Source organism: Pseudomonas sp. T1.Ur (genome assembly GCF_023516725.1).
GTDB classification, from domain to species: Bacteria; Pseudomonadota; Gammaproteobacteria; order Pseudomonadales; family Pseudomonadaceae; genus Aquipseudomonas; species Aquipseudomonas alvandae.
The window spans coordinates 2,675,341-2,699,478 of record NZ_JAMGSN010000001.1; the positions used below are offsets into that span (position 1 = coordinate 2,675,341).

Sequence of the window (24,138 nt, forward strand, 5' to 3'; positions counted from 1 at the left end):
CCGGCGAACACCCCGTTTTCGTTGGCTCCTGGCGCTGGGCATGGAGCATGCAATGCCCCTCGACAACGGCAGCCTACGCCCTGCCCGCCCTCTCGCCATCAGAAGGAACAACGCCATGACCGCACAGCAACAACACCTGCCCCCTGTCCTTTCCACCGGCACCGACTATGAAGCCCTGGCAGAGCGGTTCCGGCCGATTTTTGCGCGGATCCAGACAGGCGCCCTGGAACGTGAACAGTCACGCAGCCTGCCGTTCGAACAGGTGAAATGGCTGAAGGAAGCCGGCTTCGGCGCCGTCCGGGTTCCGCTCGAATTCGGCGGTGCCGGGGCTTCGTTGCCGCAGCTGTTGCAGCTGCTGATCGAACTGGCCGAGGCCGACTCCAACCTGCCCCAGGCCCTGCGCGGCCACTTCGCCTTTGTCGAGGATCGCCTCAACGCCCACGCCAGCAGCCCCCAAGATGTCTGGTTCAAGCGCTTCGTCGACGGTGACCTGGTGGGCAACGCCTGGACCGAAATCGGTGCGGTCAAACTCGGCCAGGTCATCACCCGCATATCCCGCCAGGGCAATCAATGGGTGGCCAACGGCACCAAGTACTACAGCACTGGCAGCATCTTTGCCGATTGGATCGATCTCTATGCCCAACGCGACGACAACGGCGCCGACGTGATCGCCGCCGTCAATGTCCACCAACCAGGCGTCAAGCAAAGCGACGATTGGGACGGCTTCGGCCAGCGCACCACCGGCAGCGGCACATCGGTGTTCGAGAACGCCGTGGTCGAGGCTGAAAACCTCATCGATTTCTCCAGCCGTTTCAAATACCAGACCGCGTTCTATCAACTGGTCCTGCTCGCCGTGCAGACGGGCGCCGGCCGCGCCGCCGTCCAGGACTTCAGCGAACACGTGCGCCAACGCACCCGCGTGTTCAGCACCGGCAATGCCAGCGAAGTGAGCCAGGACGTCCAAGTGCAGCAAGTGATCGGCAAGGCCTGCGCCCAGGTCTACGCCGCCGAAGCCACCACCCTGCGCGCCGCCAGCGCCTCGCAACGGGCTTATGAACGTCGTTTCGGCCAGGACACCGAAGCCGAGCACACCGCCAACATCCTCGCCGAACTCGAATCGGCCCAGGCCCAAGCGGTGGTCGCCGACCTGACACTGCGCGCCACCAGCGACCTGTTCAACGCCCTCGGCGCATCCGCCACCAGCACCGGCAAAGCCCTCGACCGCCACTGGCGCAACGCCCGGACAGCGGCGTCGCATAATCCGCTGATCTATAAGGAGCGCATCATCGGAGATTGGGAGATCAATGGGACGGAACCGCCGTATGTCTGGCAGATTGGTGGGGGGTCGAAGCAGCGTTGAACGGGGGCGTAGCCAATTGCCGATGCCTGTTCAAATCGCCTACCCTAGGCGCCTGACAGGCCTGCCACCGGGCCAGGACAAAAACGACTGCAGTCGCCTGCCTTGGCCCGCGCCCGCGCCTTACGAGCCACGAACGGATACAACCATGCCGCTGAGAACCCGCGATTTCATTCTTGCGGCACTGGAAGAGCTGGATATCGGCGACTTCCCGGCCCGTCCCTTTGACTGTGCCTTCGAGTTGCTTGCCGCGCCAGCAAGTCGCAAGCGCTTGATCATGGTCGGCTTCAACGGCTCGCTCGCCGACGCCATTCACACCAACGCGGGAGCCATCCACGCCGGCTATGACCAACCGTCCTTTTCCAACGTCGCCCATGGATTGGCAGGCGGCTGGGGCACCAAGACCCTGGCCCGTCGCCTGACGCAACTGCCTGCCGAGCTGGGCTTCGACTGGCGCGACACGATCTACACCAACGCCTTGCTGCTGTGCTCCGCCGACGCCGCAGCCATCCAGAAAGTGGCTCGCCAGTCCTCCGCGGCCAGCCTGGAGTCGTTGACCCGCAAATCCATGGATTTCTTCCGGCGCGTCACCGTCCCCCTCGCGGAGCCTGAGCTGATCGTCGCCTACAGCAATGGCTTGGGCAGCCCTTCGGCGGCGCGGATCCTGTGGGAGGCATTCGGGAACGAAGAACCGCTCGACCCTGTCGACTCTTCGTCCTACCGCGCCACGTACGGATTTACCGCCACCATCAACGACCGTAAGGTTCCGGTGGTAGGGGTTCGGCATATGTCCAGGTTCGTGCCGAACATCGAAGCCATAAAACTGGCCTGGACCCGGCAGAAAGCACGCTTAGCGTCCTGATCCAGCTGTTTGGAGGAAGACATGTTCGCCAGACCTTTTGTCATCGACACGCCTGGAAGTGCGCTTGTTGACTTGAAAGATCGCCTGCGAAACACCCGCTTGCCGCAGCCCTTGGCGGGCGTGGGCTGGAGCGAAGGCATGGACGCGGACGTGCTGCGCGACCTCCTCGCCCATTGGTCGACAACCTTCGATTGGCGCGCCCAGCAAGCAGCGCTCAATCGCCTGCCTCAGTTCGTCGCCACCCTGGGCGAGCAAGAGATTCATTTCGTCCACCAGCACGGGATTGGGCCCAATCCAATGCCATTGGTGCTCACCCACGGTTGGCCCGGCTCTTTCATCGAGATGCAGCGCATCATCGAGCTGCTGACGGACCCCGCCAGCCACGGTGGCGACCCCGCCGACGCGTTCGATGTAGTGGTGCCGTCCTTGCCCGGCTACACCTTTTCCGCGCCGTTCAAGCAAACCGGTTGCGGGCCTTATGAAGTGGCCGGTTTGTGGCGCGAGCTGATGGCCGGGCTCGGTTATGAGCGGTTCGGTGCCCAGGGTGGCGATGTGGGCGCGGCGGTCACCAGTTGGTTGGGCCTGCGTTTTCCCGAACGCCTGACCGGCATCCACCTCAACTACATCCCCGGCGCCTACCGCCCGCCCCTGGGCGAAACCGACCCGCCTCTGAGCGAAGAAGAGACGGCGTTCCAGCGACGCGCCGCGGCCTTCAGCGAAGCCGAAGGTGCCTATGCACACATCCAGCGCACCAAGCCACAAAGCCTGGCCGTGGGCTTGAATGACTCGCCTGCGGGACTGCTGGCCTGGATGGGCGAAAAAATCATGTCGTGGTGCGACCCGAGCGCCGCCGTCGATCGCGAGTGGCTGCTGACCAACGTGACGCTCTACTGGCTGACGAACTGCATCGGCTCGTCGTTTCGGCCGTATGTGGAAGGCAGCCGCCGGCCTCTGGTGCTTGCCAGCGGTGAGCGAATAAAGCCGCCGTTGGGGGTCGCGCTGTTCCCCAAGGAGTTGCCGCTGCCGCCACGCAGCTGGGTGGAGCGTGGCTATAACGTCCAGCGTTGGACGCAGATGCCCCGGGGTGGTCATTTTGCTGCGCTGGAGCAGCCCGAATTGCTGGCGGAGGATATTCGGGGGTTTTTTCGGGACTTGCGATGAGGCGAGGCGGTCCGAAAATCTCGTAGGAAATGACAACCCGTGGCGAGGGAGCTTGCTCCCGCTGGGCTGGGAAGCGGCCCCAAATCAGCGACTCCATTTCTCCAGGCACACCGCATCGCCCGGTTTTGCGGCGGCTGCGCCACCGAGCGGGAGCAAGCTCCCTCGCCACGGGGGATCGGGGGCGTCCTACAGGTCGGTTGTGGGGGGTGGGATCGGCTTCTATAGTTGGGGCGTCGCTGGCTTTGGCTGGTGGCTGGGTTTCGCAGCCCGAATGAACAAATTCAATACCGTCAAATGAAATTCAGGCAAACTTGCCCGCGTTCATTTTATGGCGGTTGTGCGCGGGAGACTTTCGGGTCTGCCGAGTTTTGGATTGGTTCCTCGGTCTGCGAACCCTCGCGCAACTGCCACCCATTTGATTCGCAGCAAAAAGGTGGCGATTCCTTCTATCGAATGAGTGCAACCTTATGACAACGAATGAACCGTCCGCCCGCTACACGCCCCTTACCCAAACCGCCACCACCCACCCCGTCCTACTGATCGACAGCCGCGCCCCACTGCCCGAACTCCACGCCTGCGTCAGCGAACGCCTGCACGCCACGCTCGATTTCCTGACGCTGGTGGCCTGCTCCAGCCTGCGCGACTCCTCCACCAGCGACATCAACACCCTGACCAACGTCGCCCGGATCCTTGTGCAGGATGCGACAGACGTATTCGGCGTCATCGAACAACGCGGTCTCGAAGGCTGACCCCTTTTTGTGGGAGCGAGCTTGCTCGCGATGGCGCCGTATCAGCCACCACAGATATTGACTGGTCGAATGTCATCGCGAGCAAGCTCGCTCCCACAGGTGCGCGTCAGACCGATTATTCAAACAACCCTCGCCACGGGGGGCAGCTGAGGACAATCCCCACGGGATGATTGACGACACTTACCGTACGCCTTTGCCGATTTCCAGCGACCGACTATCACTCGCTTTCATCGACGAATAATCGGCATTTCAAGCCAATCAACGACATGCCGACGCTAGGCTTCGCTGCGCTTTGCCCACGTCAAGAAACCGAAATTTGACTCCATAAAGCCAGCACCTATCGTTCCCTCCAGACCGCACCCAGGGACCGGGTGATCCGGACGCTTTTTACAAGGCGCGGTCCTCACGTCACACCACAAGGAGCTACAAAATGTCTGGAGCAACCCAAACGATTGACGTCCTGGTCACGGTAGATGCCGATCACCTGATCAACACCGGCGACGTACCTGGCGCCATCGCGATGCTTGTCACACGCAGTGCGATCGACTCACACGCCACCGGCAACCAGGGCGAAGGTGGCAATGAACTGTGGATCGACGTGAACCCCGGCGACATCATTCGCTGGCGCGCCACCACCCTTTCGCGCAACTTCGATCGCGTCGCGCTCATTACGGATGTCGAGCAAGGCGATAAAAACCAGGGCGGCTATTATCCTGGCGCGATGTCCAAGCCCGTGTCCTACAACATCCCGGGGATTCCCGTGCCTTACCTGGACAACGGCGTCAGCCGCGGTATTTCCAAGACCGACGTGACCTATACTTTTTGGCAATCCATCGCGCTCAATCCTGGGAAGCTCTGGTACCAGGCCACGTTCATCCTGCTGGACCGCAACCTGAACCAGATCGGCCCAACCCACACGTGGGACCCGTACATCACGGTCAGTTGACCCTTCGCTGAGCAGTAAACAACCCTGGCCGGCATGCTATCCGCCATGACGACATGCCGGTCAGGGTTGCCTATCGAAACACGTCGCAACAGCCCCTCGTTTCCCCTCCCCGTTGACCGTGCTGGCTGATATCAAGTGAGATACCCCACTTCGAGCGCGCTTGCTCGCGATAGCGGTGGATCAGCTTGCCTAAAAGCTGAATGGACCGACGCCATCGCGAGCAGGCTCGCTGCCACAGGGAAACGCAAATGGAGTTGACCAAATGGAAGTAAAAAACCCGCTATCCCCTGCGCAATGCACCGGCATGGAGGAGATCCGCCAAGAAATCGATGCCCTCGACCAGGCCGTCATCAAGCTGTTAGGCAAACGCTTTCAATACGTGCTCGCGGCGTCGAAGTTCAAGGCATCGGCGACGTCGGTACGCGCCCCGGAGCGCTTCAAGGCAATGTTGGCGACTCGGCGGGAATGGGCCGAGGCCGAGGGACTGGACCCGGATGCCATCGAGAAGATGTACAGCGACCTGGTGAATCACTTTATTGCGCAAGAGATGACGCACTGGATGGCGCAGCAGCCCAAAGCCTGAGCCTTGCACCGTGGCGAGGGAGCTTGCTCCCGCTGGGCTGCGTTGTAGGAGCTGCCGAGCGAAGCGAGGCTGCGATCTTTTGATCTTTCGCGCGAAATTCAATCGAACTCGGAAAGATCGCAGCCTCGCTACGCTCGGCAGCTCCTACAGAGCCCGGCGGGAGAAGCGCCCTTGCCACAGTGGATTACGTTCCCCTGTGTGTCAGGTGGCCCCCTCCGGCTCTTTCAACGCCGCCAACACCAACGGATGCAGCACCGCATCCGGATGTTTTTCCTGCCATGCCCCCAAGTCCCGGCGCATCCCCGGCGTCCAAAAGCTTTTGATGTGCTGGCGGATGCCGTTCACCGCCAGCGCCTGGTCAGGCTCGGTCGCGAAATACCGGGCGATCTCGTTGGCCATCTTGATCAGGTTCTGCGAGCTCATCGGCGCACCTCGGCTTTTTCGGCATGGCGACGTTCCTTGAGCAGGCGGCTTTGTTCATCGCTGAAGGCCTGGTAACGCTTTTGCCATTCCGAAGGCTGGCTGACCCGCACGATTTCCACCGCCGTCACCTTGTATTCCGGGCAATTGGTCGCCCAGTCGGAGTTGTCGGTGGTGATCACGTTGGCCCCCGATTCGGGGAAGTGGAACGTGGTGTAGACCACGCCCGGCGCCACCCGCTCGGTCACTTTGGCCCGCAGCACGGTCTGCCCGGCGCGGCTGCCGATGCCGACCCAGTCTTCATCGACAATCCCGCGGTTCTCGGCGTCGGTTGGATGGATTTCCAGGCGATCTTCCTCATGCCAGGCAACGTTGTCGGTGCGCCGGGTCTGGGCGCCGACGTTGTACTGGCTGAGGATGCGCCCAGTGGTCAGCAACAGCGGATAGCGGCTGTTGACCTTCTCTTCGGTGGGCACGTAGCCGGTGAGCATGAAGCGCCCTTTGCCTCGCACGAACGCCTCGATGTGCATGGTCGGCGTGCCGTCCGGCGCGGCGTCGTTGCACGGCCATTGCAGGCTGCCGTGACGCTCCAGTTCGGCATAGCTGACGCGGCTGAAGGTCGGCGTCAAACGGGCGATTTCGTCCATGATTTCCGAAGGATGGCGGTAGTCCATCTTGTAGCCCAATGCCTCGGCCAGGGCGATGGTGGCTTCCCAGTCGGCCTTGCCGGCCAACGGGTCCATCACCTTGCGTACGCGGGAGATGCGGCGCTCGGCGTTGGTGAAGGTGCCGTCCTTCTCCAGGAACGAGCTGCCCGGCAGGAACACGTGGGCGAACTTGGCCGTCTCGTTGAGGAAGATGTCCTGGACGATCACGCATTCCAGCGCGGACAGTGCAGCGGTCACGTGTTGGGTGTTCGGGTCACTCTGGGCGATGTCCTCGCCCTGGCAGTAAAGCGCCTTGAAGGTACCGTCCAGCGCCGCCTCGAACATGTTCGGGATGCGCAGGCCGGGGTCGGGTTGCAGGGTCACGTTCCAGGCCTGCTCGAATTGGGCACGGACCGCTTCGTTGGAGATGTGCCGGTAGCCGGGCAGTTCGTGGGGGAACGAGCCCATGTCGCACGAACCCTGGACGTTGTTCTGCCCACGCAGCGGGTTCACGCCGACGCCTTCGCGACCGATGTTACCGGTGGCCATGGCGAGGTTGGCGATGCCCATCACCGAGGTGCTGCCCTGGCTGTGTTCGGTGACGCCGAGGCCATAGTAGATGGCCGCGTTGCCACCCGTGGCGTAGACCCGCGCGGCGGCACGGATCTGTTCGGCAGGCACGCCGCAGACCGGGCCGAGTACCTCGGGGGCGTTTTCCGGCAGGCTGACGAAATCGCGCCAGCGGGCAAAGTCCGTCGCCTCGCAACGCGCCTTGACGAAAGGCTCGTCAACCAGGCCTTCGGTGACGATCACATGGGCCAACGCATTGAGCATCGCCACGTTGGTGCCCGGACGCAGTTGCAAATGAAGCTCGGCACGGGCGTGGGGCGAATCCACCAAATCGATGCGCCGTGGGTCGATGACGATCAGCCGCGCGCCCTGGCGCAGGCGGCGCTTGAGTTGCGAGCCGAACACCGGGTGCGCGTCGGTGGGGTTGGCGCCCATCACCAGGATGACGTCGGCTTTCATCACCGAATCGAAATTCTGTGTACCGGCGGACTCGCCCAAGGTTTGCTTGAGGCCATAGCCGGTCGGCGAATGGCAGACCCGGGCGCAGGTATCGACGTTGTTGTTGCCGAACGCCGTGCGCACCAGTTTCTGCACCAGGTAGGTTTCTTCGTTGGTGCAGCGGCTGGAGGTGATGCCGCCGATGGAGTCGCGCCCGTACTTGAGCTGGATGCGCCGCAGTTCACTGGCGGCGTAGGTGACCGCCTCGTCCCAGCTGACTTCCTGCCACGGGTCGTTGATGTGCTTGCGGATCATCGGCTTGGTGATGCGGTCCGGGTGCGTCGCATAGCCCCAGGCGAAGCGGCCCTTGACGCAGGAGTGGCCGTGGTTGGCCTGGCCATTCTTGTCCGGGACCATGCGCACCAGTTGTTCGCCTTTCATCTCGGCGCGGAACGAGCAGCCCACGCCGCAATAGGCGCAAGTGGTGATGACGCTGCGCTCCGGCTGGCCGATCTCCACCACACTTTTGTCGATCAGCGTGGCCGTCGGGCAGGCCTGGACGCAGGCGCCACAAGACACGCATTCAGAATCGAGGAAATTGTCACCGCCGGCCGCTTCCACCCGGGAATCGAAGCCCCGTCCACTGATGGTCAGGGCGAAGGTGCCCTGGATTTCCTCGCAGGCACGCACGCAACGACTGCAGACGATGCACTTGCTCGGGTCGTAATCGAAATACGGGTTGGACACGTCCTTGGCTTCGGCGAGGTGATTGGCGCCTTCGTAGCCATAGCGCACCTCGCGCAAGCCCACCTGCCCCGCCACGGTCTGCAATTCGCAGTTGCCGTTGGCCGGGCACGTCAGGCAGTCCAGCGGGTGGTCGGAAATGTACAGCTCCATCACGTTGCGGCGCAGCGTGGCGAGCTTGGTCGTTTGCGTGCGAACCACCATGCCGGCGGTCACAGGCGTCGTGCAGGAGGCCGGGTAGCCGCGCATGCCGTCGATTTCCACCAGGCACATGCGGCAGGAACCGAAGGCTTCCATGCTGTCAGTGGCGCACAGTTTGGGAATGGTCGTGCCAAGCAAGGCCGCCGCGCGCATGACCGAGGTGCCGGAGGGAACGCTGATTTCCCGTCCGTCGATGGTCAGGCTGACCTGCACGTCGCTTTCGCGGGCCGGGGTGCCCAGGTCGATGTCGCTGGCTGGATCGAAGAGAGTGATCATTGGTCGGCCTCCGTAGTCGCCAGACCGAAGTCGGCGGGGAAATGCTTGAGGGCACTGGCGACGGGGTAGGACGTCATCCCACCGAGGGCGCAGAGCGAGCCGTATTGCAGCGTGTCGCAGAGGTCATGCAGCAACAACGCCTGTTCCTGGCGGGCATTGGCATCGGTGCTGGCAAGCAGGCGATCCACCACCTCGACGCCACGGGTCGAACCAATGCGGCACGGCGTGCATTTGCCGCAGGATTCCTCGGCGCAGAACTGCAAGGCGAACCGGGCCATCCTGGCCATGTCCAGGCTGTCATCGGCGACCACCACGCCACCGTGGCCGAGCATCGCGCCCATGGCGGCGAACGCTTCATAGTCCAGCGGCGTATCGAACTGCGCCGGCGGCACCCAGGCACCCAACGGCCCGCCGACTTGCGCCGCCTTCAGCGGACGACCGCTGGCGGTGCCGCCGCCGTACTCTTCCACCAATTCGCGCAGGCTCAGGCCGAACGCCCGCTCCACCAGGCCGCCACGACGCACGTTGCCGGCCAATTGGAACGGCATGGTGCCCAGGGAACGGCCCATGCCAAAGTCACGATAGAACTGCGCGCCTTTCTCCAGGATCACCGGCACCGAGGCCAGCGTCACCACGTTATGCACCAGCGTCGGCAAACCAAACAGCCCTTGCAACGCCGGCAGCGGTGGCTTGGCGCGCACGGTGCCGCGCTTGCCTTCGAGGGATTCGAGCAGCGCGGTTTCCTCGCCACAGATGTAGGCGCCGGCGCCGACCCGGACTTCAAGTTCGAAGGCCCGGCCACTGCCACCCACATCCACCCCCAGGTAACCGGCCTCGCGGGCGATGCGCAGCGCTTGGTTCAGGGTGCTGACGGCGTCCGGGTATTCCGAGCGCACGTAGATGTAGCCCATCGTCGCGCCCACGGCGATGCCGGCGATGATCATGCCTTCGATCAGCAGGAACGGGTCGCCTTCCATCAGCATGCGGTCGGCAAAGGTGCCGGAGTCGCCTTCGTCGGCATTGCAGACCACGTATTTCTGCGGCCCCGGGGCGTCGCGCACGGTGCGCCACTTGATGCCCGCCGGGAACGCCGCGCCGCCTCGGCCACGCAGGCCGGAATCCAGCACTTGGGCAACCACCTCGGTGCCCTCCGTCTGGATCGCCCGGGCCAGGCCGAGGAAGCCGCCTTGGGCGCGGTAGTCGTCGAGGGACAACGGCTGGGTGATGCCGGCACGGGCAAACAACAGGCGTTGTTGGCTCTTGAGGTAGGGAATGTGCTCAACCAATCCCAATGCCGATGGATGGCTGCCAGGATCACCCGCCAGCGCGTCGAGCAGGCCCGGTACGTCCTGGGCCGTGACCGGGCCAAACCCCAAGCGTCCTTCAGGCGTCTCCAGCTCCACCAACGGTTCCAGCCAATAAAGCCCACGGGAACTGGTGCGCAACACCTCCAGCGGCAACTGACGCCGCTCGGCCTCGCGGACCAGCGCATCGGCCACCTTGTCCGCACCAACGGCACGGGCCACTGAATCACGGGGAATGCAGAGGGTCAGCATGGACCATCCTCCAGGCAGCCGTTCACCAATTGACGCAGGCGCTCTGGGGTCAGCCGTGCGTGCAGTTCCCCATCCAGTTCCAGGGCCGGCGAGCAGACACAGGCGCCGAGGCAATAGACCGGTCGCAGGCTGATGGCCCCGTCGGCGCTGGTGTCGTGATCGTCCAGCGAAAGCTGTTCGCGCAACTGCGCCGCCAGGCCCTCGGCCCCCATGCTCTGGCACGACTCGGCCCGGCACAGGCGCAGGGTGTGGCGCGCCGGTGGCGAGGTGCGAAAGTCGTGGTAGAAGCTGATCACGCCGCGCACTTCAGCCTGGCTGAGGTTGAGGGCATGGGCGATTTCAGGGATGGCGGCGTCGGGAACGTACCCGCAACCTTCCTGGATGGCATGGAGGATCGGCAACAAGGCACCGGGGGTGTCCTTCTCGCGCGCCAGCACGCAGTGGATCAGAGGCAGGTGAAGCGTCTCATCAGGCATAAACGTACCTCGGCATCTCGAACGACAGCGCCGCGTGGCGCTGTTCGTTCGGAGTCTTGGCGGCGGCGTGCGGCCCACGTCACGGTAGCGTGGCATTCCGATCGCCATTCTCGCTCTCCGGCCAAGTGTCTTTGGCGCACTGGGTCCGGGGCATCTTCACAGCTTGCCATTCCCGGGGGGTGGCGATTGCACATGGACGACTAAACGTGTTCTGAAAGCGACCAGACGGGAAAAGTTGTCCTGCATCCACGGAAGGCAAATGCACAAGTGAGTTTAGGCGATCCTCAGCTATCGGTGGGAATGGGCAGCTACTGGGCGTTTTCCAGACTGTTGGTGTGGAACGCGCTTCGCCAGGCAACAACATAAAGTTACAGACGCACTATATATGTATCGTTTCACAGTCTCGCATCAAGAGATCATTCAAGGAATTTAAACAACCCAAAAAACGCAAGGACGCCAAATGTTACTTAGAAAACTGAGCTCATGTGCTCTATCCCTCTTACTGCTCGCCCTCAGCTTGGACACATTCGCAGAGTATTATTGGCACATACAACCAGAAGCTTGGGACTGGAAGGGACCACAGAAAAATCATCTATCCCCAGAACTGGCCTGTCGATTTCTGCACGAAAACACTGGGTACGAACTGTATGAATACGGCTCTGCCACTCCCACCTCATGGGAAAACCAATGGACCTGTAACCTTTTCTATGGTGACGGACCGGAGGACAATCTAGCCATATCGATATACAGGCATGGCAACTCATGCGAAGCCGGTAAAATTTTTAATAAATTCACTGAACAATGCGAAGCCCAAGGGGTGGACAACAGCTGCCCTTTAAGCCTCACAGGAAATCCGATAAATTTCGCAACAGGCTATAAAACACAATTCGAAAATGACTACTCTGTTTCGAACTCACATTCAGCTTTAAATCCACTCGAGTTTTCAAAGTCCTACAGAAGCGCCGACGGAGTATGGCGACATGGCTATTCATCCAGATTAAGTTTTGAAGAGAACCTGATCACGCTTATTCATCATGACGGAAATCGCTCCCACTTCGAAAAGGAAGGTGCGTCGTATAAGGGTAAACCACCAGAAACAGGCAAGCTCACCCGCCTCTCAAACCGTTGGATTTATCATGCCTCTAACAACCATGCATATGAGTTTGACGGTGACGGAAGGCTCATAACGCTTATCAAATCAGGCAGCACACTGAACATCACATACTTAAATACCGTCGCAACTGTCACCGATGGCTTTGGCAACACCTTAACGTTTACTGAGGACGTAAACAAACAACCTCTTACCGTCACGGCGGACAACGTAAATATTAGCTACACCTATAATAATCACAAACAACTTACTTCGATGACCAAAAAACATCCAAATCACACTGAAAACAAACAATACCTCTATCAAGACCCCAACGACAGCAGACTGCTGACCGGCATTATCGATGAACGCGGGGTGCGTTACGCCACATGGACCTATGATGAACAAGGACGCGCCACTTCAAGTGAGCATGCTGCTGGAGCTGAAAAAGTTCTGGTCAGTTACAACAGTGATGGATCGTCCACGGTCACTAACGCGTTGGGCAAGCAGACGCACTATCAATTTGACGTGACTCAAGGCATCAAACGCATCAAATCCATTACAGGTTTTCCATCGGTCAACTGTCCCGATAGCAACTCAACGTTCACCTACGACACCCGCGGTCTGCTGACAACAAAAACAGACAACAATGGCAATATAACCACCTACCTCTACAACGACCGTGGTCTGGAAACCTCTCGCACGGAAGCGAGCGGCACTTCTCAAGCAAGAACGATCACCACCGAATGGCACCCAACGCTGTATTCCCCAGTGCGCATCAACGAACCGGATCGCTCCATTCAATACACCTACGACACTCAAGGGCGCCAGCTCAGTAAAACAATCATTTCACGTTAATTCAGAAGGATCTGAATATGAACACATTGACATGCAAGGTTGCTCTGTTCGCTCTCGCTTTGGGCGCAACCACTACCACCCTTCCTCTTTGCCAAGCTGCCGAACGAGGCTGGTCGTTTACCTACACCACTCAAGGGCTGCTGGAGTCTTCGAACGGCCCCCGGACAGATGTAAGCGACATTACCCGCTACGAATACGATCCCAAAGGACGTCTGGCGCGTATTATCAACGCGCTCGGGCACACCACCACGTTTTCCAACTTTGACACCACCGGCAAACCTAAGACAGTTGTCGATTCCAATGATGTTCTTACAAACCTGACCTATTCACCGCAAGGCTGGGTAAGGTCGTTGAGTACCGCTACCGGCACTGTTCGCTTTGAACACAATGCCGTGGGCGACATCACCAAGATCATCCGCGCAGACAATAGCTTATCGACTTACACCTGGGACGAGGCAAGGCGGCTCATTCGAGTGACCAATAACGCAGGGGAGCAGATCGAATTTGATCTCGATCCGATGGGGAACCGGACTGCGGTACGAATCAAGGACAAGACCGGTCATCTGACCAAACAACATCAATGGGTGTATGACGAACTGGGGCGTTTGCTGCGCTCAGTGGGTGCGGCCGGCCAGACAAGCCGGACACAGTACGACCTCAACGATAATCCAATCGAGCTGACCAACCCCCGCGATCACAGCCATCAACGAGCCTTTGACCCACTGAACCGATTGGTGACGAATACTGACCCGCTAAATGGCATCACTCAACTTGAGTACGACCTTCAAGATAACCTCACGCAAGTCCGCGACCCACGTGGTGTAACCACTCAATATCAATATGACGGCCTGGGAAACCTGACGCGGATAAACAGCCCTGACAGCGGCGCCACTCACTACCAGCACGATGCCGCAGGCAACGTGACGCAACAAGTGGACGCGCGTGGTGTGGTCACGACTTTTACCTACGATGCGCTCAATCGCCTGACCGCCCGCCGCTATCCGACGAACCCGGCACTGGACGTTCAGTTCCACTACGATTCAATTGCCGCCGGTAACAAAGGCATCGGCCGACTGACAGCCGTGGAGGACGTCAACGGGGTGCTGAATTACACCTACGACGCCCAAGGCAACGTTACAACCCAAAGGCAAACAGCGCCTGCAAACACAGCGACTCAGCCAGAACAAATCGGCTATGGATACGATGTCGCCAATCGGTTGAGCAGGATCGATTATCCAACAGGTTTCAGCATCGTCTACTCGCGCAACACCGCAGGACAAATCAGCCAAGTCCAGATCCGACGCGGCACGGGGCAGCCGACCGCGTTCGCCAGCAACATCACGTATCAACCTTTCGGTCCGCTTAAAAACCTGACCTGGGCCAACGGGACTACGCTTCAACGTACCTACGATCTGGACTACCGGCTGACCGCTCAAACCGTTGCAGGCCAGAGTAATGCCTATACCTACGACGGCCAGGGAAACATGACTCAAATGCAACGCGACTCAGTCGACAACCATGACTACAGCTATGACCCACTGGATCGCCTGATAGGAGAATCTACTGCTTTCAACCGGATGACCTACGTTTATGATTCCGCGGGTAACCGCACCCGAAAAGCACTCAGCACATTGATTGACGGCGAGTTGCGTGTCACCGCTGGCACGTCTTATCAGTATGGGGCGAGCAATAATCGGTTGACGCATGCAGGCACCCACTCGGTAGATTTCGACGCGGCAGGCAACCTGACCGCAGACCGCGCCAATCGTCAGTTTTCCTACGACGAGCAGAATCGCCTGAGCAAAGTGAAAATCAAGGGTGCTGTCAAGGCTCGGTTCCGCTACAACGCTCTCGGCCAACGCAGCCAGAAAATCACCTCTCAAGGCACCACAACGTTTATCTACGGATTAAATGACGAACTTCTTGGCGAGCATTTATACGACAAGCAAGGCAAGAAGCTGAAAAGTCAGTTCTATATCTGGCTCGAAGGAGTGCCCTTGGGCGGGATCAGTGTGAGCTACGGTGCAACGGGCGCGCCAGCAAACAGCGCCGAGTTCTACCTCCATAGCGACCACCTCAACACACCGCGGATCGCAACGAACGCGGCGCGAACCAAGGTATGGGAGTGGGTTTCCGATGCATTTGGTACAAAGGAAGCCGGCGGACAACTGGAAATCAATCTGCGCTTTCCCGGTCAGTACTACGATGTCGAGACTGGACTCCACTATAACTATTTTCGTGACTACGACCCGAAGACTGGACGCTATGTGCAGAGTGATCCGATTGGGTTGAACGGCGGGCTAAATGCCTTTGGGTATGTCGAAGGAAACCCTATTACTTATGTAGACTTTTATGGCCTGGAGAAGCTCAACCTTTCCAACCCCAAAAAAGACCACATCATAAACAACGCCTATAAAAAAGACAAAGACAAGCCAGGCACGTTAATTATTTACGGCCATGGCAACGAGATTAAAGTCCATGACGACAGGCAAGGCATCAGAAATTCGCTGAACGCCGGACAGCTAGCTGAGCGAATTCTTGCTAGCGGACAATACACTCCGAAGATGCCTATAGAGTTGAGATCCTGTAACACTGGAGCGGGGCAAACCCCGATAGCGCAGGAGCTAGCAAATATTCTAGAAGCAAGCGTTTCCGCACCAACTACTTTTTATTATTACAACTTGGATGGCTCCGCCGGACCAAAAAACATTGACTGGCTAGGAAGACCAAGCACTCCAGGCACAATGAAGCATTTTGAGCCGAGAAGCCACCCATGAAGCCATTCAGATATCTATTAGTCGGGCTATTCGCACAAATCTGCCTAGCCGAAAATTTAGAACCAACCTATGTAATTTCGGAACTTTCCAAGAGAAATGGAAATTTTGATGTCTGCGACATTCAAGCATTTTCCGACGGCGGGACAACTTCAATATGTGTAGCCACTGATTATGGAAAACTCTGGCTAACCAAACATTACGACACTGAACAGAACTGGTCAGCAGTCTATGACGATAACAAGAACCCAAATGGACCAGTAAAGATCCTGTACTCTGACGTCAAAGCGCTGCTTTTGGACTGGGTAGAATACCGATATTCCTGCGCGACAATAAGCGACATGCAATCGGGTACATCTGAGGCGTTCAGTCGCGAAGATCTAATTGCCATGACGATTGTCGACTTAACCCATACATCATTTGTTTGCGAAGATTGATCGCTTCACTCTGATACTTATATCGACTCCAGAATGCATCCTACATCCAATTCCGCCTCGTCATGAGGCGGTTTAAAAAATTCTTCGGTCTTTTTACCCTACGTCTACCCGCCCCCCCTTGAAATATTGGATAGATTTAATCCTGAGCGCCTACCTGACCCAATGGAGGGTATACCAAGAGAATGTTAATAGATCCAACCAGAACCAAATCCGCGAAGCGAAACTAGAGAACACGTTGACCCATTAGGCTTGGAATCTATTTTTGAGTGGTCCGCAAAAGCTGAAGCCGAAGCGCAAAATAGTAAATTGCCAGGCATGCACAATGGGCCTCAAGATGCGTACAGACATTGTGTTGCATCCTGCATGATCGCCTCATCGAACTGAGGAGAAACAGTAAGTCAGTTAGCAGGCTGGGCAAATGACATATCAAATTTTGGGCAAAATCCCAGCGAGAGAGCCATGGATGACTTTAACAATCAAGCAGGCATATGCGCAGCCAAGGGCAACAACTCTCCTGAAAACTGCCCCCCAAAGTTGCATGGCATTTTTTAACAATGGAATTTTAAGGACAGAGGCAAGCTCTGAAGGTGCATACTATTAATATTCTTAAAGCGTCAAAAAAAACATTAGCACTGATTGCTCTGGCGACTGTGTTTTTTGCTGCCATTGGACTCAGATACCAAGAACCCGTGAATATTGAACGCGCTTGCGAGGGTTCTCCACCTCCGCTGATAAATAACTTAATTAGCTGCAGCTTTGTTGATCAGACGTTGAGCTTTCTTAAGACGGAAGGCTACAAGCCTGTAATTCTAGAAAGCTCAGAAAAAACAGCGGTTTTCTGCGAAAAAGATTCTCTTTGAAAATATTTGAAGTGCCCAACTACAAAGTAGACAACACACTGACCCTGCGCAATTCAGCTTTATAAATGAACGATTATTTGCCATTTCCTACTTTCCGAAAGCATCAGACGCGGTATTCGAAAGGCATCCAGCAAGTAAGTCCGAGACATTGACTGTAAAACACCTGACCAACCACCAAGGATTGTAATACATATCATGGTCAAACAATCACCTTGAAACCTATATTGCCTGGTGGATATCGAGATTCTCATAAGGGCTAGTATGTGAGTTACTAAACGTTACGGCTTGCCCCAAGCCGTAACGTTTCTTTAGAGGTATTGGAGCGCCCGGTTTCAGTGCAGCAGCAGTTCTTACCAGCGCATAGATCTCCAAGAAAAAGGACTCCCGTCTCGCCACAAAAGCAACACATCCTGACCAGAATTCCCACGCCGAAATGACCTATCGATCTACCCCGCTTGAGACGATGCATAGGTTCCGGCTGACTGGCGTAGCGTTTGTTTTCAAACGTTGCGTAATGCATTCGCAACCAGGGTAAACGCAGGCGAAGGCTGCCGTCGGCTGGGATAGTACAGATAGTAGCCTGGAAACGGCGGGCACCAGTCTTCCAAGACGCGAACCAACCGGCCCTCCTGAAGGTACGGTTCAAATTCTTCTTCCGGCAGGTAGGCAATGCCCAGCCCGGCCACTGCCGCCTGCACGATGTGCGTCGACGTATTGAAGATGAGCTGGCCGTCCACGCGCACGTTCACTTGCTTGCCGCGTTGCTCAAAATCCCAGACATAAAGCCCGCCGGAGGTCGGCATGCGCTGGTTGATACAGCGATGGTTCACCAGGTCGCGGGGATGCCCGGGGATGGCGTGGCTGGCGAAGTACGCTTGCGAAGCCACGGCGGCCATTCGCAAGGGAGGGCCGATGGGCACGGCCACCATGTCCTTGTCGATGGTGTCGCCCAGGCGCACACCCGCGTCGAAACGGTCCGCAACGATGTCGCGGAACCCGTAGCTGACATCAAACTCGACGTTGATGTCCGGGTATTCGTGCAGCAGCCCGGTCAGCTTCGGCAGCAAGGTCGTGCGCAGGACATGATCGCCGCAGGTAATGCGTACGGTACCGGCGGGCTTGTCGCGCAGCTCCGTGAGCCTGTCCAGCTCGGTCTCTATCTCGTCGAAGCGATTGCCGATGGCCTGAAGCAAGCGTTCGCCGGCGAGGGTTGGCGAAACGCTGCGGGTGGTCCGCGTCAGCAGCCTGATTTGCAAGCGTGACTCCAGGCCGTTGATGGCCTGGCTCAGCGCCGATTGGGTAACGCCCAGTGCATTGGCGGCACGGGTGAAACTGCCTTCGCGCGCCACCGTCACGAAAGACAGTAGATCGTTGAGATTTCTTCTGACCATGGCAAAACACTTCAAACGCTATTGATTAGCCCTGCTTATAGCCTCTTTAAGCATTCATTAGCTAGTCGCGCAAGTGTCCGCGCGTCACCATTGTTTCCATGAACAGAAACGAATTCGGGGCATCGCGATGAGACCGGTCTGGCTGGGTTTGCTGGCGTCAGCCTGGGTGCTTGGCAGCTACGGGACAATCTCCGATGCCGCATCGGCACCTTCGATAACGGAGCGACCTGACATGTGGATGACCGTGGGCGAACAACGCTTTGCCATTACCTTGACCGACAACGCGGCCACCCGTGCATTTGTCACGTTATTACCGCTGACGTTGGAGATGAATGATCTCAACCGCAACGAGAAATACGCCTCCCTTCCCCAGACGCTCCCCGCCCAAGCGAGCAAGCCGGGAACGATCCGCAACGGCGACCTGATGCTGTACGGCACCGACACCCTGGTCGTCTTCTATACGACCTTCGACTCGACCTACGCCTACACCCGCCTGGGGCATATAGGCGATGCCGCAAAACTGGCGCAAGCGCTGGGCCGACGGGGTGTTCAGGTGACGTTTTCCCAGAACTGACTACTGCGCACCGACAGGATTCCCCATGAAAAAGATCATCGTTTTATTAACCCTTCTGTTCAGTTCCCTTTCAGCAATAGGAGCCGATATGTCCAACGGCGCAGACAACTTCTACACCAGCGACCTAGTCACCGTGCAAAAGGTCAGCTTCAAGAACCAGTATCAAATGAAGGTAGCAGGCAACCTGTTCATCCCGAAAAAACTCAACGGCAAGACAAGCAATCCGGCGATTGTCGTGGGCCATCCAATGGGCGCGGTGAAGGAGCAGAGCGCGAATCTTTATGCCACCAAGATGGCGGAAAAAGGCTTCGTAACCCTTTCCCTGGACCTTTCCTTCTGGGGCGAAAGCGCGGGCCAGCCGCGCAATGCGGTCTCGCCGGACATCTACGCCGAGGACTTCAGCGCGGCGGTGGACTTCCTCGGCGCCCAGCCCTTCGTCGACAAGGAACGCATTGGCGCCATTGGCATCTGTGGCAGCGGCAGCTTCGTCATCAGCGCCGCCAAGATCGACCCGCGCATGAAAGCCATCGCCACCGTGAGCATGTACGACATGGGCGGCGTCAATCGCAACGGGTTGAAGCATTCCCAGACGCTCGATCAGCGCCGGGCCGTCATCGCTCAAGCGACACAGCAGCGCAGTGTGGAGTTCGCTGGCGGCGAAACGCTGTACACCAGCGGTACGGTGCATCAGTTGGATGACAATACTCACCCGATCCAACGGGAGTTCTTCGACTTCTACCGCACCCCGCGCGGCGAGTTCACACCCTCCGGCTCGTCCAGGGACCTGACCACGCACCCAACGCTGACCAGCAACATCAAGTTCATGAACTTCTACCCACTCAATGACATCGAGACCATCTCGCCTCACCCGATGTTGTTCATTGCCGGCGCCGATGCGCATTCCAGGGAGTTCAGCGAAGAGGCTTACAAGCTCGCCGGCCAGCCCAAGGAACTGGTGATCATTCCTGGGGCCGGGCATGTTGATCTGTATGATCGGGTCGATCTGATTCCGTTTGACAAGTTGACGAGTTTCTTCCAGAACAATCTGAAATGAATTCGAGCATCAACCAGGATCGGAAAAACCATGGATGAACGTGTAGCCTTCATCAAGCATCGGATCCGCGCCATTGTGATCGCAGGCGACTGCGACCAAATCACCTATCAATCCGAATGGCTCGGCTACATGCCCTTCCCGGTCGATCACTGGATTGAACATCAAGGCAAGACGTTCTCCGGCGATTTCCCTTTTGACTGGACGCTCGACGACCTGGCCAGTCTCGAGCGCACCGGATTCCTGGAAAAACTGGAAGCTTACGAAAACCCCGAAGACCGGTTTGATCGACATATTCGCTACCGCGTGCATGTGGAATGTACGTAGCCCTGCGTTTTCGATGATTCGGGGCTGGGTCATTCCAGCCATTCCTGTTCATAATCCCTGCCTGCTCATACCCGAGGCGGATCAATGACCACAGAACGCTACGACCAACTCGCCATCTTCTCCGTCGTCGCCCAGGAGCGCAGCTTCACCCGCGCCGCCGCCAAGCTCGGCATGTCGCAACCCGCGCTGAGCCGGGCGATGCGTCAGTTGGAGGACCGCCTGGGGGTCCGGTTGTTGTCGCGGACCACGCGCAGCGTCGCGCCGACCGAAGCGGGCGAACGACTATTGCAGGTGGTCGCGCCGAGGCTTGAGGAGATCGACCAGGAAATGGCGATGCTCAGTGAGTTTCGCGACAAGCCGGCCGGCAAGTTGCGCATCACCACGGGCGAGCACTCGGCAATCACTGTTTTGCAGCCCGTTCTCGCCAAGCTGTTACCCGACAATCCCGACCTCAATATCGAAATCATCGTTGACTACGGCTTTACGGATATCGTCGCAGAGGGTTTCGACGCCGGGGTGCGGCTGGGTCCCCAGGTCGCCAAGGACATGATCGCCCTGCGCATCGGCCCGGACATGCGCATGGCAGTCGTGGGCTCCCCGGCGTATTTCGCCCGGCACGCCGTGCCTCGGACCCCCAATGACCTTACGGCCCACAATTGCATCAACCTGCGCATGCCGACTCATGGTGGCCTCTACGTCTGGGAATTCGAGAAAAACGCTCAGGAAGTGCAAGTACGGGTGGAAGGCCAACTGGTATTCAACACGATTGCCATGCGCCTGGAGGCCGCGATCCAGGGATTGGGCCTGGCCTTCATGCCTGAGGATCTGGTAGAGGACGCCGTGGCGCAAGGCCGGTTGATCCGCGTGCTGGAGGATTGGTGCGAGCCGTTTTCCGGCTATCACCTCTATTACCCCAGCCGCCGCCAGAATTCGCCGGCCTTCACGCTGTTGCGCGACGCCTTGCGTTACGAGGACTGACTGGCGTCCAACGCTTGAGCAGCACGCTTGGCCGCAGCGGCGTCGCCCTGCTCTTCCAATAACTGGATCACTTGCCGCAATTGCGCCGCGCTCAGGCCGACTCGCAGGCTGGCGGCCATGTGCGAGCGCAGTTGTGACTCCACGCCAGGGGTAACCGCCAACGCGGCGACCGTCGCCAGCTCACGGCTTTGCCAGTCCAGATTGTCGCGTTCGAAAATATCGCCAAACAAATGCGTCTGCAGGTATTGGTTGATGACCGGAACGAAGTCGAACAACGGCCCCTGGACGGGGGCGCCGGCAATGCGCGTCTGATTGGCCTTGCCTGCCGCCAGCAATGCGTCGCCGGTGGGAATCGAGCCAGCGGGTTCACGCCCCGGCTCGTCCTGCACGCCACGTTGCTTGCGCGCCTCCACGACTTTCATCAGTTCACCCAGCGCGTTGAGGCTACGGGGGAAACCACTGTAGGCGTAGAGCTGCACCAGGATTTCCTTGGCCTCGCTGACGGTCAGGCCCGCATCCAGCCCTTGATTCAATGCGGTATTGAGCGCCGGCATGTTGCTCGTCGCCATGGCGGCGGCAATCAGCGGGATGGCTTGCTGCTTGGCCGACAGGGTTTGTGAAACCGTCACGTTATCCGGCGCGGTCGGCGGCGTCGGTGTTGCGCCGGTTCCGTATTGCTCTTCGCTGACTTTTTCCATCCATTGCACATTCTTGCCATCCACCGTGCCGGTCACGGCCAGGTGGGTCATGGCGCTGTCTGGCGCAGCGCCGTGCCAATGCTTGACGCCCGGCGGACAGACAATCACGTCTCCCGGGCGAATCTGCTGCACCGGCTTGCCCCACTCCTGCGTCAGGCCAACGCCGGATACCACCACCAATCGCTGGCCGGCGGGATGTGTATGCCAAGCCGAGCGCGCGCCAGGTTCAAAGCTGACGTAGGCCGCGGAGGCATTGAATTCGCCTGTGGCAGGAAACAACGGATCAACCCGCACGCGACCGGTGAAATAATCCTCAGGCCCTGCGGCCGAGGCCTGGCTGCCCGCTCGGCTGATCTGCTGTGACGTGCGCGCCCCGCCGGCGCCTTCCTGGCCGGCGGCGTCGGCAAAAGGCGCCGCCGCGCATAACGCGAAATACAAGGTGCTTGCCTTCATTGGGTTGCCTCTCGATGGATATCGTCGAGAACAAACTACCCACGCAGCATTGATCGATAAACCGTGCCAATGGCATAGGACTCATATCAAAACTACATAAATCCGTATAAACCCTGATCGTCATTGACGCTCGTTGGCGAACGCCCCCAACCTCGACGGCCGAGCTACGCTCTTTTGAGCAAACGCGGCTAGGCAGGCCCATGGCCAATCGTCGACCCTACGCCTACCGCACTTCCAAGAGCTTTTCTCCGTGCCTGAACTATCGAGCGATTTCGCGTACACAAAACGCTTCGAGGCCGTACTGGCCTACATCGATGCCAATCTCGAAGGGGATCTGTCGGTGAAGGCGTTGAGTGATGTGGCGAACTTCTCGGTGTTTCACTTCCATCGGCAGTTTACTGCGTTCGCGGGCGTACCCGTTTCACGTTATGTGCAACTGATGCGACTGCGACGCGCGGCACATCGCCTGATCGCAAACCCACGTTACTCGGTGCTGGACGCGACACTGGATGCGGGTTTCCAGAGTCCCGAGGCGTTTTGCCGGGCGTTCGGGCGAGCGTTCGGCATGGCGCCGAGTGTGTTCAGGAAGAACCCGAACTGGCAGGTCTGGAATACGGTGTTTGCCATCCCACATTTCTCAAGGAATATCCTCATGCACGTTCGAATCGTCGAATGCCCTGAAATCAAGGTAGCAGCGCTTGAGCACCGCGGACCGACCGGGCTCGTCAACGAAAGCGTGCGCCAGTTCATCGAGTGGCGCATGCGCAGCGGACAATCGCCGGTGGCGACAAGCCGCACTTTCGGCATTCCTTATGGCAATCCCGATACCACACCGCCGCAGGCCTTCCGCTTCGCGATCTGTGGCGAGATTGACGAGGACGTGGCGCCGAATGAGTTTGGCGTCCAGCCGCTTGTCATACCCGGCGGCCGCTATGTCGTGGTTCGCCACGCGGGCTCACCGGATCACATCGGCGAAACGGTCTACCCGATCTACCGCGACTGGCTTCCGGCGAGCGGCGAGGAGCTGCGGGACCAGCCGCTGTTCTTCCACTACCTGAGCGTCTACCCGGAGACGCCACAGGATCAATGGCAAACCGATGTGTATGTTCCGCTGCAATAGCGGCATCACAAAATCGCCTTATTTGATCTCCATCAACCGCAGGGAGGGTGAGCCGTCCAGTGAAAGGTGGATGACCGCCGCCCTGCTGGGGAAATTCGGCGCATCGTCGTCGGTGTTTTCCATCACGGGGATGTCGATCAAGGTCTGCTCACCCGCCGGGTCGCTGACCAGCTTGGCGTCCAGCTTATCGATCGCCCGCCAGCTGTCACCGCCGATGCGCATCACGTCCAACAGGCTGTAATGCGGCACGCCTTCTTCGTTCTCCTCGGGATTGAAGACCGCCAGGTACTGGCTGTAGTTGTTACCCATCCCGAAGCCCTCGAGGGTAAAGACCGCGAGCGTGACCTGGCTGTCCTCGCCGGTGTCCAGGGTCTGCACCAGCGTCGCTTCGGGGTAACCGGTGGCGTAGCTGTCCTTGAGCAACGCCACCAAGTGCCCAACCTGCTGTTCCAGGGCTTGGGGGATTTTCGGCTCGGCGGCATGGGCCAGGGTGCAGGCGAAAAACAAGGCAGCGGTCAGCAGGCGCAATTTCATCGAGTGG

At 58.8% G+C, this 24,138-nt stretch carries 22 protein-coding genes; 15 read left to right on the top strand and 7 right to left on the bottom strand.

Annotation, left to right across the window (positions count from 1 at the left end; translation table 11 throughout):
* Window positions 1–115: 115 nt before the first annotated feature.
* From M8Q45_RS11970 to M8Q45_RS11995, 6 genes are all read left to right on the top strand, one after another.
* Window positions 116–1,360, top strand: coding sequence for an acyl-CoA dehydrogenase family protein (locus tag M8Q45_RS11970; protein ID WP_249874919.1), 1,245 nt, complete (start codon window positions 116–118; stop codon window positions 1,358–1,360).
* Between the two features lie 145 nt (window positions 1,361–1,505).
* On the top strand, window positions 1,506–2,219 hold the full coding sequence (locus M8Q45_RS11975; protein WP_249874920.1) for a hypothetical protein: 714 nt from the start codon (window positions 1,506–1,508) through the stop codon (window positions 2,217–2,219).
* A 21-nt stretch (window positions 2,220–2,240) separates the two neighbouring features.
* On the top strand, window positions 2,241–3,380 hold the full coding sequence (locus M8Q45_RS11980; RefSeq protein ID WP_249874921.1) for an epoxide hydrolase family protein: 1,140 nt from the start codon (window positions 2,241–2,243) through the stop codon (window positions 3,378–3,380).
* A 467-nt stretch (window positions 3,381–3,847) separates the two neighbouring features.
* Entirely contained in the window at window positions 3,848–4,129 is a 282-nt protein-coding gene (locus M8Q45_RS11985; RefSeq protein ID WP_181287059.1) for a fructose-bisphosphate aldolase, read from the top strand.
* Window positions 4,130–4,559: 430 nt separating this feature from the next.
* A complete protein-coding gene (locus M8Q45_RS11990; RefSeq protein WP_249874922.1) occupies window positions 4,560–5,075 on the top strand; it encodes an AidA/PixA family protein in 516 nt (171 codons plus the stop codon).
* Window positions 5,076–5,337: 262 nt separating this feature from the next.
* Entirely contained in the window at window positions 5,338–5,658 is a 321-nt protein-coding gene (locus M8Q45_RS11995) for an isochorismate lyase (protein WP_249874923.1), read from the top strand.
* Between the two features lie 201 nt (window positions 5,659–5,859).
* Here M8Q45_RS11995 and M8Q45_RS12000 read toward each other — a convergent pair whose 3' ends face one another.
* The 4 genes from M8Q45_RS12000 to M8Q45_RS12015 are packed head-to-tail and all read right to left on the bottom strand — an operon-like array spanning window position 5,860 to window position 10,986.
* On the bottom strand, window positions 5,860–6,081 hold the full coding sequence (locus M8Q45_RS12000) for a formate dehydrogenase subunit delta (RefSeq protein ID WP_217859353.1): 222 nt from the start codon (window positions 6,079–6,081) through the stop codon (window positions 5,860–5,862).
* The gene (gene fdhF, locus M8Q45_RS12005; RefSeq protein WP_249874924.1) at window positions 6,078–8,954 is read right to left on the bottom strand and encodes a formate dehydrogenase subunit alpha; all 2,877 of its coding nucleotides are present in this window, start codon (window positions 8,952–8,954) and stop codon (window positions 6,078–6,080) included. The genes M8Q45_RS12000 and fdhF overlap by 4 nt, the downstream gene beginning before the upstream one ends.
* Window positions 8,951–10,510, bottom strand: coding sequence for a formate dehydrogenase beta subunit (locus M8Q45_RS12010; protein WP_249874925.1), 1,560 nt, complete (start codon window positions 10,508–10,510; stop codon window positions 8,951–8,953). The genes fdhF and M8Q45_RS12010 overlap by 4 nt, the downstream gene beginning before the upstream one ends.
* Window positions 10,504–10,986, bottom strand: coding sequence for a formate dehydrogenase subunit gamma (locus M8Q45_RS12015; protein ID WP_249874926.1), 483 nt, complete (start codon window positions 10,984–10,986; stop codon window positions 10,504–10,506). Before M8Q45_RS12015 ends, M8Q45_RS12010 begins: the two co-directional genes overlap by 7 nt.
* Before the next feature lie 460 nt (window positions 10,987–11,446).
* Between M8Q45_RS12015 and M8Q45_RS12020 the strand changes: the two genes are divergently transcribed.
* The 4 genes from M8Q45_RS12020 (at window position 11,447) to M8Q45_RS12035 (ending at window position 17,005) form a co-directional block, all read left to right on the top strand.
* Window positions 11,447–12,934 (top strand): DUF6531 domain-containing protein, encoded by a 1,488-nt coding sequence (locus tag M8Q45_RS12020; protein WP_249874927.1) that lies wholly within the window; start codon window positions 11,447–11,449, stop codon window positions 12,932–12,934.
* Between the two features lie 17 nt (window positions 12,935–12,951).
* A complete protein-coding gene (locus M8Q45_RS12025; RefSeq protein WP_249874928.1) occupies window positions 12,952–15,711 on the top strand; it encodes a DUF8616 domain-containing protein in 2,760 nt (919 codons plus the stop codon).
* Window positions 15,708–16,145, top strand: coding sequence for a hypothetical protein (locus tag M8Q45_RS12030; RefSeq protein WP_249874929.1), 438 nt, complete (start codon window positions 15,708–15,710; stop codon window positions 16,143–16,145). The genes M8Q45_RS12025 and M8Q45_RS12030 overlap by 4 nt, the downstream gene beginning before the upstream one ends.
* A 587-nt stretch (window positions 16,146–16,732) precedes the next feature.
* Window positions 16,733–17,005, top strand: a complete 273-nt coding sequence (locus M8Q45_RS12035; RefSeq protein WP_249874930.1) for a hypothetical protein — start codon at window positions 16,733–16,735, stop codon at window positions 17,003–17,005.
* Between the two features lie 500 nt (window positions 17,006–17,505).
* On the opposite strand, the gene M8Q45_RS12040 is transcribed toward M8Q45_RS12035, so the two are convergent.
* The gene (locus tag M8Q45_RS12040) at window positions 17,506–18,396 is read right to left on the bottom strand and encodes a LysR family transcriptional regulator (protein ID WP_249874931.1); all 891 of its coding nucleotides are present in this window, start codon (window positions 18,394–18,396) and stop codon (window positions 17,506–17,508) included.
* A 127-nt stretch (window positions 18,397–18,523) separates the two neighbouring features.
* Here M8Q45_RS12040 and M8Q45_RS12045 point away from each other — a divergent pair, with 127 nt between their 5' ends.
* From M8Q45_RS12045 to M8Q45_RS12060, 4 genes are all read left to right on the top strand, one after another.
* Window positions 18,524–18,970 carry a cyclophilin-like fold protein gene (locus M8Q45_RS12045; protein ID WP_249874932.1) on the top strand — a complete coding sequence of 149 codons (447 nt, stop codon included), beginning with the start codon at window positions 18,524–18,526 and terminating at the stop codon, window positions 18,968–18,970.
* A gap of 25 nt (window positions 18,971–18,995) precedes the next feature.
* The gene (locus tag M8Q45_RS12050; RefSeq protein WP_249874933.1) at window positions 18,996–20,024 is read left to right on the top strand and encodes an alpha/beta hydrolase; all 1,029 of its coding nucleotides are present in this window, start codon (window positions 18,996–18,998) and stop codon (window positions 20,022–20,024) included.
* Between the two features lie 30 nt (window positions 20,025–20,054).
* The gene (locus tag M8Q45_RS12055; RefSeq protein ID WP_249874934.1) at window positions 20,055–20,348 is read left to right on the top strand and encodes a hypothetical protein; all 294 of its coding nucleotides are present in this window, start codon (window positions 20,055–20,057) and stop codon (window positions 20,346–20,348) included.
* Window positions 20,349–20,432: 84 nt separating this feature from the next.
* Entirely contained in the window at window positions 20,433–21,326 is an 894-nt protein-coding gene (locus M8Q45_RS12060; protein WP_249874935.1) for a LysR family transcriptional regulator, read from the top strand.
* Here the strand turns inward: M8Q45_RS12060 and M8Q45_RS12065 are convergent.
* Window positions 21,314–22,477: a (R)-mandelonitrile lyase gene (locus tag M8Q45_RS12065; RefSeq protein WP_249874936.1), complete on the bottom strand. Its 1,164-nt coding sequence runs from the start codon at window positions 22,475–22,477 to the stop codon at window positions 21,314–21,316. The two genes, M8Q45_RS12060 and M8Q45_RS12065, sit on opposite strands and share 13 nt — an antisense overlap.
* Before the next feature lie 250 nt (window positions 22,478–22,727).
* Here M8Q45_RS12065 and M8Q45_RS12070 point away from each other — a divergent pair, with 250 nt between their 5' ends.
* The gene (locus tag M8Q45_RS12070) at window positions 22,728–23,597 is read left to right on the top strand and encodes an AraC family transcriptional regulator (RefSeq protein WP_249874937.1); all 870 of its coding nucleotides are present in this window, start codon (window positions 22,728–22,730) and stop codon (window positions 23,595–23,597) included.
* An 18-nt stretch (window positions 23,598–23,615) separates the two neighbouring features.
* Here M8Q45_RS12070 and M8Q45_RS12075 read toward each other — a convergent pair whose 3' ends face one another.
* The gene (locus M8Q45_RS12075; protein WP_249874938.1) at window positions 23,616–24,131 is read right to left on the bottom strand and encodes a hypothetical protein; all 516 of its coding nucleotides are present in this window, start codon (window positions 24,129–24,131) and stop codon (window positions 23,616–23,618) included.
* Between the last annotated feature and the right edge of the window lie 7 nt (window positions 24,132–24,138).